Raw genomic sequence first — 12,658 nt, 5'->3', positions numbered from 1 at the left:
TGTGGACGAGAGCTTTTTAACATTTGTAAAGTCTCTAATAAGTTTAAGCGAATAGAAAGGACACATACAAAAAAATCTATCAATTTATCGTTTCAGACACTAAAATGTAGTTTAAAACATGATTAGTAAGTCTACTCTAGTCCAAGTTTTAATGGTTCAAGAGAACAAAGTTGTTGACTATTTACCCATTGTATTATATATGGAATAACTATGCATGAAAACATTATCAATTCCAATTGACAATGGATAACTTTGGGTGGTATAGTCGGAAATGTAGGCGAGAGCCTCACTTCATTTGATGACGAAGGGAATGTTAGTGCATGCAAGGTAAAGTTAAATGGTTTAACGCAGAAAAAGGTTATGGTTTCATTGAAACTGCTGATGGCGGCGACGTATTCGTTCATTTTTCCGCAATTCAAACAGAAGGCTTCAAAACACTTGAAGAAGGACAAGACGTGGAGTTCGACATTGTCGAAGGCGCACGTGGACCACAAGCCGCTAACGTAACCAAATTATAATCATCCCCGGCATAGCCGACCTACATAATTGGTAAGATGGTTAGCAATGGATAACGCGCTAGCAACTGCCCTGGAATATATTCCAGGGCTTTTTTATGTTTTCTAGATGAGCAGATGTTCATAAAAAAGCCCCTTACACGATGGTAAGGAGCTAGGCGATACACAGCACGGTGAAAAGTTACTCTACAGAACCGTCGAAGTCAGCCATCTCCACGAAAATGGTGTTGGAGGAAGCAGACTGCTTCTCTACGCGTCCGTTTGGATAGCGGAATTGATAGTGAAGGATGACTTGAGCGATTAGATAAGCACGAAGTGCGGATTCAATGTCCAAGGAAAAGACGATGACGGCCTTATGGTCTGGGTCAAGACGGCCAAACGGGATACCTTGGAGCAATTTAGGATATGGAAGTGGCACAGAGTTCACAGTGACCGTTCGCAGTAAAAGGAAATCTTCTGCTGCGAATGGTGCAGTGAGTAATAGCTCCTCCAGCGAGTGTTGCCGATGTTTTCCACGTTGACGGTAAAGGACAAGGTATCTTCTTGCCCGACACGTAGAGCGCTGGAGCTTAGTGTGAGTTTAGGAATAGCTGCGATGACGGTCACGCCGACGGTGTTGGATTCAGCAGTCTCTTGAACAGTTTCACCTCCGCTACGACGTGAGGTATACGCGATGGTGGCTTGGTTGCTGAAGGTTTCATCCACGGGTGCTTCGCGGATTTGGGCTTGTAGCGTAAGGATGACAGTCTCACCTGGAGCAATATCCGGGAGTTTGGTTCCTGTGTCCGGATTAGCGCCTGACTGAGCTTCCTCCTGGATCGTCAGGCTGTTAGGTACGTAAATCAGTCCTTGCGGCAACGGGTCTGTGAACAATGGATATAGCGCCGGGATACCGCCTTTGTTCGTGATTTGTACGGTAAATGTGAGCGTATCGCCTACGGAGGCATCGGCGGTATTCGCATTTTTGACTAATTCAAGCAGTGGATATACGACTGGAGTGTTAATGGCATTTATGGCCAGAGAGCCCGATACGGATCTTCCTCCAGGTAGTGTGAACGAATAGGCAAGCGTAGCCTGATTGACGATGTAGCCGGATGGAGGTGTTTCGGCTACGGTCACTTGATAAGTCAGCGTTAAGGGCTGTCCGGGTTCCGCAGATCCGAGACCAACACCAACAGCAGGATCGGTCCCCAACAAGGATTGATTCAACTGAATGGTGCCAGGAACGAACAGAGTTCCAGCAGGAATAAAGTTTTGCAGGGTAACTTCGGTAGTTACGTTGCCAAAGTTGTTAAGCTGCACTGTGTAGGTAAGGGGCTCTCCTGCTACGGCCTCAGCATTTTCTGTGGAGATACTTACATCAAGCTGCGGGTCAAAGACGGCTACAGTCACGATGTTGCTGGTGACCTCGCTCGTACTGTTGCTATCAGCATACCGGAGCTGCGCGCTATTGTTTAGACGGCCTCCGGCAGGCAGTACCGAACGTTCACGGTGTAGGATGCATTCACTTTTTGCCCCGGTTGAAGGCTGCCGATGAATAATGGTTCACCTGGTTTGATCAAGGCAGGTGAATCATTGACCGAGGTTGCAGATTCAGGGCTGACGGTAGTGGACAAGGCGGGGGGGTGAAATGTGACCGGATTGCTGGCGCTGGACAACACATTGGTGCTGCCGTTGGCATAACTTCCTCCCCAAATAAGCTCAGCATACAGCACCGTACTGCCCGCAGGAAGCACAAGAAATGCTGTTGATGAGTTACTTGTAATTGCAGAGGTTGTGCCCAATGGATACGTGTCAAAACGAGAGGCTGTATTGGTTGTGATGAAAGCGCCAATGCTGGTTACATTTCCCGGTACTCCTACCGAAGCGGAACGGGCCAGTCCGAGCGTATTCCCTATAAAGGTAACAGCCCCCGTCTGGTTCGTTTCATAACGCTGAATAAAAGCCATGGATTAGCTTCCTACTTTCTATCTCTTCCAATATTCGCTGTTTGGAGGATCGTCGTTTGGGAAGAGCCAGCTAGGCTGGACGTAATAATCCTTTCGTATAAAATTGCCACGCATGGTAACTAAGTCGTGCATACACCACAGGCCTGCATTGGATTCAGTGTGAAAAGGCCACCCCTCCTTTTTCGTTAAAGCAGTTGAACGTAAAGCCGGGAATACATAATGTCACGATGCAGCAGAGCAACTATTTTTATATGTGCTCATTATTCACATGTGTATGTGTGCCTCTTTAAAACATGATCTTTTTCAAAAGATAAGGTTTGAGTAAGCGTTTTATCGAAAAAAACAGAATTTTGTAAAATATCTCCGAAATGTCGGGTGCTTTTTTTACTTGGCGTTAACATATGTGTTATACTGGAGGAGCAAAGGAGGCGTGCCCTATGAACTTAACAGTACGAGGTCAACAGATCGAGGTTACCGACGCTTTGAAGGAATACGTTGATAAGAAATTCAGCAGACTTGAGAAGTATTTCGATGCACCCCCGACGTCTGACGGAAGTGTAACGTTAAGCACAACCAGAGATTTGCACACTGTAGAAGTAACCATTCCTTTGCCGGGGCTTGTACTCCGTGCCGAAGACGAAAGCGACGACATGTATGCGTCCATTGATGCCGTGGTAGACAAGCTTGAGCGGCAGATTCGCAAGCATAAAACTAAGCTGAACCGTAAATTTCGTCAGGAAGGTAGCTTGAAAACCCTTTTTGTAGAAGATACGGCAGGTGGCGTGGCTGTTGCTGATGATGCAGAATTGGATGAGCTGGAAGTCGTCCGCACCAAACGTTTCTTATTGAAACCGATGGATGTGGAAGAGGCCATTCTTCAAATGAACATGGTTGGACATAATTTCTTTGTATTTGCCAATATTGATAACGAAGAAGTCAGCGTGGTTTACAAGCGCAATGATGGTAAATACGGCCTGATCGAACGGGAATAATCTGTAAGACAGGAACTTATCATGTTTTAAAATGAATAGAGGGTTCCCGATTGAAAGCATGCTTCATTGGAGATTGGGAAGAATGAAAATAACGACGAGCCTTATCCTTGCGAACCTGGCGGGGTAGGGCTCTTTTATATGTTTTTTCTGAAAATGAAATGTAATTTTAATGCAAATAAACGTAACTAATTGTGTATTTCATGCGTCAATTGTTTTGGTATCTTTAACCGGATGCAAATCAGGGAGCGGCTTGTGTTGCGGCATGTCCTACAAACTGTTACAATTTATGCAAAGAACATCGCATGATGGGCTGGTATAGCCGGGCCTGTCAAACATATCGGGATCAATTTCATCATGGACCCTTTCTTATTGTGAAATTGATTCTATTAATTGTTTTGCGTGAAAGGGGTAAACCATGTTAGGAATTGTAAAGAAAATTTTTGGAGATACAAACGAACGTGACGTCAAGCGTTTAATGAAGACGGTTGAGCTGATCAATAAATTAGAGCCGGATTTCGAGAAGCTATCGGATGAGGAGCTGCAAGCGAAAACGGCGGAGTTTAAAGCCCGGATTGAGCAGGGAACTACGGCGGAAGAGATTTTGCCGGATGCTTTCGCAACCGTTCGTGAGGCGTCCAAGCGGGTATTGGGCAAACGTCATTATGACGTTCAGATGCTTGGTGGTATTGCGCTGCATGAAGGTAGAATTGCCGAAATGAAAACTGGCGAAGGTAAAACACTGGTGGGAACACTGCCGGTTTATTTGAATGCACTGTTGGGTAAAGGCGTGCACGTGGTTACGGTCAATGACTATTTGGCGCAACGTGACAGCGGAGAAATGGGACAAATCTATAACTTCCTGGGCATGTCGGTCGGGCTGAATTTGTCTGGTCTGGGTCATGGAGAAAAGCAAGCTGCATATGCTTGCGACATCACGTACGGCACGAACAATGAGTTTGGATTCGATTACCTGCGTGACAACATGGTGCTTTACAAAGAACAGATGGTACAACGTCCGTTGTATTTCTGTATCATTGATGAAGTGGATTCGATTCTCGTCGATGAAGCTCGTACGCCGCTGATTATTTCTGGACAAGCTCAGAAATCCACGGATCTGTATTTTGCGGCTGACCGTTTTGTGAAGAGTCTGAATGTTGAAGAAGATTACACCTTGGATATCAAGGTGAAGTCGGTTGCTTTGACCGAGAATGGTGTATCTAAAGCTGAGAATTTCTTCGGACTGGAGAACCTGTACGATCAGGAAAGTGTTACAATCAATCACCACATCGTACAAGCCTTGAAGGCTAACGCTATTATGCGTCTGGATGTGGATTATGTCGTAGCTGACGGCGAAGTTCTGATTGTCGATGAATTCACAGGCCGTCTGATGGCCGGACGTCGCTACAGCGATGGTTTGCATCAGGCGATTGAAGCGAAGGAAAACATCGTTGTACAGAACGAGAGCATGACGCTGGCGACGATTACTTTCCAAAACTATTTCCGCATGTATCGCAAATTGGCGGGTATGACGGGTACAGCTAAAACAGAAGAAGAAGAATTCAAAAAAATATATGGTCTGGAAGTTCTCCAGATCCCTACGAACCGGGCAAATCAGCGTGTGGATATGCCTGACGTAGTATACAAGAGCGTAAAAGGTAAATTCCATGCGGTAGTGGATGAAATTGTGGAGCGCCACAAAAACAACCAGCCGATATTGGTAGGTACGATTTCTATTGAAAATTCGGAGCTTCTTTCCGAAATGCTGAAACGCAAAGGCGTCCGGCATAAAGTGCTTAACGCCAAGTATCATGCCGAGGAAGCTGAAATCATTTCCCGCGCAGGTGAAGCGGGTTCAGTAACCATTGCCACGAACATGGCAGGGCGGGGTACAGACATCGTGTTGGGCGAAGGCGTATCGGGTATTGGCGGTTTACACATCATCGGTACAGAGCGTCATGAATCACGTCGTATTGATAATCAGCTTCGTGGCCGTGCAGGACGCCAAGGTGATCCGGGGTCTACACAGTTTTACTTATCGCTGGGCGATGAGTTGATGAAGCGTTTTGGTGCGGACAACGTACTCAATATGATGGAGCGCTTGGGCTTCGAGGAAGACCAACCAATCGAGAGTCGTATGATTACACGTGCTATCGAATCGGCGCAAAAACGCGTTGAGGGCAACAACTTTGACCAGCGGAAAGTCGTTCTCCAGTACGATGACGTGATGAACCAGCAACGTACTATTATTTACAAACAGCGTCGTGAAGTGCTGGAATCCGAGAACATTAAAGAAGTCGTGTTCGATATGATCAAGCCTGTCATTGAGCGTGTGGTGGAAGCGCATTGTGGCGATGACATCCCTGAAAACTGGGAACTTGAAGAAGTGGCGGAATATGTGAACAACAATCTGCTTGATGAAAATGCAATCAGTCGTGATGACCTGTGGGGTAAAGAAAAAGAAGAGATCGTTGAACTGATCTTCGAGAAAGTTACCGAAAGATACCACAGACGTGAAGAAACGATTGGCGAAGACATGGTACGCGAGTTCGAGAAAGTTATCGTACTGCGTGCAGTGGATAGCAAATGGATGGATCATATCGATGCTATGGATCAGCTGCGTCAAGGTATTCACTTGCGTGCTTATGGTGGTACCGATCCATTGCGTGAATACCAGTTTGAAGGTTTTGAAATGTTCCATGCCATGATCGCCAGCATCCAGGAGGAAGTAGCGACTTACATCATGAAGGCGCAAATTGAATCCAACCAAGAGCGTCAGGCTGTCATCGACGAAGACAAAATCTCGACGAGTGGCGAACCTGCTGCTCCTAAAAAGAAATCCGCCCCTTCGCGTCCGCGCAGAAGATAACGGATTGAAGGACCGATTTAGGGAAGCATTCATTTCCTGTAATGCATATAATGGCAGGCGGCAGTTTATCCAACTGACCGTCGGCCATTTTGTGCCATACAGGGGAGCAAGCTGAATTGCAGTTATGCTACATTTGTTGGAAGGCCGGAATGAAAAGGATGTCCCTATATATAAACATATAAACAATGAAGAGAAGTAAGTAGATACCTGCTTACTTCTCAGTCCATTCAGCTCTTGACCCGGCTCATATACCAGAGCCGATTATGTAAAAGTCGTTTGACTTTACGGCGGTCGGTAGCGAAGCGAAGGATTTGAATCTGGAGAAGCGCCAGCGTTCGCCTTTGCAGTGAGATGCCCACCTTTGAATGTGTTATTTCAATCAGAGGCATCTCACTGCAACAGCGATCATAAGATCAAATCATTCGCGTAGCGTCTCTTATCGCCCGTACGTAACTCAACACATTTTTAAACCCTTAACCCATCGCTAAAAGGAGAATAACATAATGATTGATCCAAATGTTAAACATGATTTAAGAGAAATAGGCAAGAAACTAACAAACCTTAGGGGGTCTCTTTGACTTAGATCTCAAACAGGAAATGATCGCAAACTTTGAGGAAAAGATGGCTGCGCCTGATTTTTGGGATGATAACGATAAAGCCCAAGCTGTGATCGCGGAAATGAACGCGGTTAAGTCTTCGGTAGACAGCTATGAACAGCTCCGTCAGGAATATGAGGATGCGGGGATGATGGCTGAGCTGGCTGATGAGGAAGGCGACGAAACACTGGCTGGAGAAATTGAGAACAGTATTAGATCCTTGCTGAGCAAGCTTGAGGAGTTCGAACTGCAATTGCTTTTAAATCAGCCATATGACAAGCTTAATGCCATTTTGGAACTGCATCCGGGGGCAGGCGGAACCGAGTCGCAGGACTGGGGTCAAATGCTGCTACGGATGTATACACGCTGGGCAGAAAAACGCGGCTTTAAGGTAGAAACACTGGATTACCTGGCGGGTGATGAAGCAGGGATCAAAAGTGTAACGCTGCTGATCAAGGGCTATAATGCTTACGGCTACCTCAAAGCAGAAAAAGGCGTGCATCGTCTCGTTCGCATTTCTCCATTTGATTCCTCGGGTCGTCGGCATACGTCGTTCGTATCCTGTGATGTCGTGCCGGAAATTGCGGATGATGTGGACGTGGAAATCCGGACAGAGGATCTTAAAATTGATACGTACCGCGCCAGCGGCGCAGGCGGTCAGCATATTAACACGACCGATTCAGCAGTTCGGATTACGCATCTGCCTTCCGGCATTGTTGTAACTTGCCAAAATGAGCGCTCCCAGATCAAGAACCGTGAGCAGGCTATGACGATGCTTCGTTCCAAGCTCTATGAGCGCAAAATTGAAGAGCAGCGTCAACAATTGGACGAAATCCGTGGGGAACAGTCCGATATTGCATGGGGCAGCCAAATTCGTTCTTACGTGTTCCACCCATACAGCATGGTGAAGGATCATCGTACCAGTGTGGAAACAGGCAATGTAGGGGCTGTCATGGATGGCGATCTGGACCCGTTCATCGACGGTTACCTGCGCAGTCAGATCAAGCTGGACGCAGAATAATAGCCTGTATGTTTTCCTACAGACCCATAGGCCATGTGCCTATGGACTGTAGGAATTTTTGTGTACACGGTATTTTTAAATTAAAGGAGAATACGAAAGATGTCTCAAATGAATCTCCCCGCTGCTCGGCGAAGACGCCGTAAGCCTCTGATTGCCGCCAGCGGCCCCGCTCGCAATGTGATGGATGTTCTGCTCATTGTGCTCGGCTCCTTCATTACGGCGCTGACCTTCAATATGTTCCTGCTTCCTAACCGAATTGCATCCGGGGGTGTGTCGGGTTTATCTATTTTGGGCCAGGATCTGTTTGGTCTGGAACCAGCTTATACGCAGTGGGGAATGAATATTCCGTTATTTATAGCGGGGGTGCTGCTGTTAGGAAAGAAATACGGTTTGCGTTCCCTGCTGGGAAGTATCATGTTACCTTTATTCGTTTATCTAACTAAGGATTGGGCAGTTCCGACAACGAATCCGTTGCTGGCTTCGCTGTATGGTGGAATCGGAGTAGGGTTGGGATTGGGCACTGTATTCCGGGGCAGAGGCTCGACGGGTGGGCTGGCTATTTTGGCGCAGATCATTCAAAAATATACCGGCCTCAGCCTATCACTCTGCGTCATGCTTATGGACGGTACAGTCATCACACTGGCTGGCTTTGCTCTATCGCCGGAGCGGGCGCTGTATGCACTAATTGGTTTGTTTGTAACTGGCAAGGTCATTGATGCCGTGGAAATGGGGTTAAGCTACTCCAAAGTGGCCTATATCATATCCAATCAGAAGGAAAAGATCACACAGGCTATTTTACATGACTTGGATCGGGGATTGACGGAGCTGGCTGGACGAGGCGGTTATACGAACGAAGAACGTCCTGTGCTGATGGTTGTGGTGGGTCAAAATGAGGTAACACGTCTCAAAACGCTCGTTCGCGTGGTAGATCCGGATGCTTTTGTGATTATTAGTAACACGCGTGAGGTATTAGGTGAAGGTTTTAAGAAGGAAGGCTGAAACAAAGTGGCTTGCCGAAAGGCATGTTCTTAACTGAATCAATGCAGGAGGAGCCCACTGATGTAGTAGGCTCCTTTCTTTTTAGCATATCTCATTAGATCCTTTTTGGTAATCGTTCAAGCCAATTTGCAGTTTGACCTTGATTAAAATACGAGGTTGGCATCCCTTTTACCCCTGTTTTGGCCATAAATAAACCGCCTGCTAGTGGTTGATCGATACTATCGTCTTCTTGAGCAGTCGTTATATATAACTCATCCAAATGTTCACCGCCAAAAGCGCACGAAGTCACACGATTGACTGGGAGTGACACCTCAGCAATCACTTTTCCATGGGCAGGATGGATACGGGAAACACGTTTCCCTCCCCAGCGAGCAATCCACAACATACCCTCTGCATCGATTGTCATGCCATCTGGATACCCTTCACTTTCATCCAATCTAGCCACCAGTTGCTTATTCTTAATAGTGCCTTGTGCCACATCATAATCGAAGGAAACGATTTCCAATGTCGGAGTATCAATATAATACATTGTACGATGATCTGAGCTCCAAGCTAATCCATTAGATATAGAAGCTTCTTCAACCAATAAGGAGACATTGCCTTCGGTGCTTAGACTATACAATGCTCCTTGTGCGAGTTCACCATTTAGGCTCATTGTTCCTGCCAAAAAACGTCCTGAAGGATCGCATTTACCATCATTAAATCGATTACCTAATCTACCTTCTTCAGGATCATGGATTAATACTTTGGTCCCTGTCTCAATATCCAAACAATGTAGACCGCTAATTAGTGCTACGATTACTTTATTTTTGAGATAAGGTACAACTGCACTAATATGTTCACCAACGTCTATTGTACGATTTGTGCGTGTAGAAGGATCGTAGATATGCAATTGAAAGCCTTCAATATCGACCCAAAATAAACGTTGGAACTGTTGATCCCAGCTAGGGCCCTCGCCTAACTTTGCTTTAGCATCTATAACGATATTCGCTGTATATGTTTCGATGTGTAACACCCCTAACGTTTAAGTTTATTCTTGAAATTATGATCCAACTATGAACCCCAATCATACGCTTCAAAAAAGATAATTTAAAAGGTAATCGCCCCTTTCTTTATGCAAAAAGGAAGACCGTATTCAATGGGCTCTATCTTTTTTTAATTTCCTTTATTATAGCCTGTACAGCTTGTCCGTCAAAAGAATAGGCAAGAGCGCATATTTCAAATTTGGGTGAATAACTTTACATGAGTATGTTGTATTTATATGAATAGAGTCGTATAATAATACATATTTCATAGGAACGGAATGGAGGAAGGTCTGTGAGTAGCAAGCTAAAAGTGGCAATTGTCGGTTCCACCGGGTATGGCGGGGTGGAGCTCATTCGTTTTTTGGTTCATCATCCGCAGGTAGAGATTGTATCTGTTATTTCTTCGTCCAGCGCGGGTGTTCCGATCAGTGACGGGTTTCCACATCTGACGGACATTGTGGTTCAGGATTTGGACGGTGTTGATGTCCAAGAGATTGCTGCCAAGGCTGATCTGGTTTTCACAGCTACACCTTCTGGTGTCAGCACCAAGCTGGTGCCGCAGCTTCTTGATGCCGGATTGAAGGTCATTGACCTCTCCGGGGATTTCAGACTGCGAAGCGGGGAAACGTACGAAGCATGGTATAAAAAGCCTGCGGCTTCACCCGAATATCTCAAGCAAGCTGTATACGGACTCAGTGAGGTGTATGCAGAAAAGCTTGCTGGCGTTTCTTTTATTTCTAATCCGGGTTGCTACCCAACGGCAACATTGCTGGGAATTATCCCTGCGTTGAAGGCAGATTGGATCGACCATCGGACGCTGATTGTAGATGCCAAATCCGGAGTATCCGGCTCCGGCCGGGGAACAAGTCTCACTTCGCATTATGCGGAGATGAACGAGAATTTTAAAGCCTACAAGATTAACAAGCACCAGCATATCCCTGAAATCGAACAGGTTTTGGGCGATATTGCGGGTGAGGACGTTACGATTACGTTTACGACACAACTGGTTCCGATGACCCGAGGAATTATGAGTACGATTTATGTCACGTTGAAGGGTGAATACACAGATCAGGATCTCATCGGGCTATACCGGGATTATTATAAAGACCATCCTTTTGTCCGTGTGCGCGGTGAAGGTGTATGGCCAGCAACGAAGGAAGTATTTGGCTCCAATTACTGCGATATCGGTTTTGCAGCAGATGCACGGACCGGGCGCCTTACGATTATTTCGGTCATTGATAACGTCGTGAAGGGTGCTGCCGGACAGGCGATTCAGAACTTAAACTTGATGATGGGATGGGAGGAGAACCTCGGACTGGGCTTCATACCGGTATATCCGTAAGCAGCAAGCAGCCGCAATATGGAAACGGGAAACGTAAGCGGGCGGGAATGGATTCGCAAATGGAACCGTTACTTATAGAAAGCGTTGCGGACGAGGGCACACAATTATGAGCAAATCAGGGTTTACGGTAGTAAACGGGGGGAATATTGTTACCCCGCGCGGCTTTACAGCCGGAGGATTGCACTGCGGACTTAAAAATACTGACCGCAACGATATCGGCGCGATTCGCTGCGAGGTTGAGGCTACAGCCGCAGCGGTATACACCACCAATGTATTTCAGGCTGCACCGCTCAAAGTGACTCGCGAGAGCCTCGTGGATGGTCGGCTGCAAGCGGTCGTGGTGAACAGCGGGAACGCCAATGCCTGCACCGGACAACAAGGAGAGCAGGATGCCTACGCTATGCGCTCGGCTGCTGCTCGTGAGCTGGGTGTTGCGGAGAGCAATGTAGCCGTTGCATCGACGGGCGTGATTGGTGAGCATTTGAAAATGGACCGTGTGCTTGGCGGCATATCTGCATTACCTGGCCGTGTGAACGGGGAAAGCGATGGAGCGGAGCAATTTACCCAAGCCATTCTGACGACGGACTTGGTTAAAAAGGAAGCATGCGTGTCGGTTGAAGTGGATGGTGTGACCGTACACATCGCCGGGGCGGCGAAGGGCTCCGGCATGATTCATCCGAACATGGCGACGATGCTGGCTTTTATGACCTGTGATGCTGCAATTGGGCAGACTGCACTTCATCAGCTATTGAAGCAGGCAACAGATACCAGCTTTAATATGATTACAGTAGATGGCGATACGAGCACGAACGATATGCTGATCGCGATGGCAAGCGGGCTGGCGGGTAACCGTGAGCTGCACGCAGGACATCCCGATTGGGCTGCTTTTGCCGAGGCGTTCACCTATATCTGCCGTGAACTGGCGAAGGCAATTGCCCGCGATGGGGAAGGCGCTACGAAGCTGGTAGAGGTGTCCGTGAGCGGCGCGGTAAGCGATGTATCTGCTCAAGCGATAGCGAAGACAGTGATCGGGTCCAGTCTGGTGAAGTCGGCCGTTTTTGGTGCTGATGCGAACTGGGGCCGGATTATTGCAGCTGTCGGGCGGGCCGGAGAGCCGGTCAATCCAGATACGGTAGACATCCGCTTGGGTGATATTGTTGTGCTGAGCGCGTCCAGCCCAGTCGCTTTTGATGAAAATGAGGCGCTCTCCTACCTTCGGGGAGATACGGTGCGGATTATTGTGGATTTGCATAACGGAAACGGAACCGCCACAGCATGGGGCTGTGACTTAACTTACGATTACGTGCGGATTAACGCTGCATATCGGACATAGACAACGGAATAAACACGGAT

General features: G+C 47.1%; 11 protein-coding genes. 7 read left to right on the top strand and 4 right to left on the bottom strand.

Features of this window, described 5'->3' with window-relative positions; translation table 11 throughout:
- The first annotated feature begins 320 nt into the window (after positions 1-320).
- On the top strand, positions 321-518 hold the full coding sequence (locus QD47_RS15220) for a cold shock domain-containing protein (RefSeq protein ID WP_013373372.1): 198 nt from the start codon (positions 321-323) through the stop codon (positions 516-518).
- 178 nt (positions 519-696) lie between these two features.
- On the opposite strand, the gene QD47_RS33190 is transcribed toward QD47_RS15220, so the two are convergent.
- The 3 genes from QD47_RS33190 to QD47_RS33180 all read right to left on the bottom strand — a co-directional run bounded on the left by QD47_RS33190 (position 697) and on the right by QD47_RS33180 (position 2,464).
- Complete coding sequence (locus QD47_RS33190) at positions 697-942, bottom strand: hypothetical protein (RefSeq protein ID WP_044646937.1); 246 nt, start codon at positions 940-942, stop codon at positions 697-699.
- On the bottom strand, positions 939-1,907 hold the full coding sequence (locus QD47_RS33185) for a COG1361 family protein (protein WP_044646936.1): 969 nt from the start codon (positions 1,905-1,907) through the stop codon (positions 939-941). The genes QD47_RS33190 and QD47_RS33185 overlap by 4 nt, the downstream gene beginning before the upstream one ends.
- Before the next feature lie 62 nt (positions 1,908-1,969).
- On the bottom strand, positions 1,970-2,464 hold the full coding sequence (locus tag QD47_RS33180; RefSeq protein ID WP_044646935.1) for a hypothetical protein: 495 nt from the start codon (positions 2,462-2,464) through the stop codon (positions 1,970-1,972).
- A 437-nt stretch (positions 2,465-2,901) separates the two neighbouring features.
- Here QD47_RS33180 and hpf point away from each other — a divergent pair, with 437 nt between their 5' ends.
- The 4 genes from hpf to QD47_RS15185 all read left to right on the top strand — a co-directional run bounded on the left by hpf (position 2,902) and on the right by QD47_RS15185 (position 8,938).
- Complete coding sequence (hpf, locus tag QD47_RS15200; protein WP_044646934.1) at positions 2,902-3,456, top strand: ribosome hibernation-promoting factor, HPF/YfiA family; 555 nt, start codon at positions 2,902-2,904, stop codon at positions 3,454-3,456.
- Positions 3,457-3,871: 415 nt separating this feature from the next.
- The gene (secA, locus tag QD47_RS15195) at positions 3,872-6,322 is read left to right on the top strand and encodes a preprotein translocase subunit SecA (RefSeq protein ID WP_044646933.1); all 2,451 of its coding nucleotides are present in this window, start codon (positions 3,872-3,874) and stop codon (positions 6,320-6,322) included.
- Between the two features lie 503 nt (positions 6,323-6,825).
- Positions 6,826-7,939 (top strand): peptide chain release factor 2 gene (prfB, locus tag QD47_RS15190; protein ID WP_137060522.1). Its coding sequence is split into 2 segments (ribosomal slippage): positions 6,826-6,897 and positions 6,899-7,939, totalling 1,113 coding nucleotides; the frame shifts between segments, so codons are not numbered across the junction.
- A 99-nt stretch (positions 7,940-8,038) separates the two neighbouring features.
- Positions 8,039-8,938: a YitT family protein gene (locus tag QD47_RS15185; RefSeq protein WP_044646932.1), complete on the top strand. Its 900-nt coding sequence runs from the start codon at positions 8,039-8,041 to the stop codon at positions 8,936-8,938.
- Positions 8,939-9,032: 94 nt separating this feature from the next.
- Here QD47_RS15185 and QD47_RS15180 read toward each other — a convergent pair whose 3' ends face one another.
- The gene (locus tag QD47_RS15180) at positions 9,033-9,953 is read right to left on the bottom strand and encodes an SMP-30/gluconolactonase/LRE family protein (RefSeq protein WP_044646931.1); all 921 of its coding nucleotides are present in this window, start codon (positions 9,951-9,953) and stop codon (positions 9,033-9,035) included.
- A 302-nt stretch (positions 9,954-10,255) separates the two neighbouring features.
- On the opposite strand from QD47_RS15180, the gene argC reads away from it, so the two are divergent.
- Both argC and argJ read left to right on the top strand, forming a co-directional pair.
- A complete protein-coding gene (gene argC / locus QD47_RS15175) occupies positions 10,256-11,305 on the top strand; it encodes an N-acetyl-gamma-glutamyl-phosphate reductase (protein WP_044646930.1) in 1,050 nt (349 codons plus the stop codon).
- 106 nt (positions 11,306-11,411) lie between these two features.
- Positions 11,412-12,638 carry a bifunctional glutamate N-acetyltransferase/amino-acid acetyltransferase ArgJ gene (gene argJ, locus QD47_RS15170; RefSeq protein WP_044646929.1) on the top strand — a complete coding sequence of 409 codons (1,227 nt, stop codon included), beginning with the start codon at positions 11,412-11,414 and terminating at the stop codon, positions 12,636-12,638.
- Positions 12,639-12,658: the final 20 nt, after the last annotated feature.

The organism is Paenibacillus terrae, assembly GCF_000943545.1.
Taxonomy (GTDB): Bacteria; Bacillota; Bacilli; order Paenibacillales; family Paenibacillaceae; genus Paenibacillus; species Paenibacillus terrae_A.
This window is presented reverse-complemented; position numbering and strand designations above follow the sequence as displayed.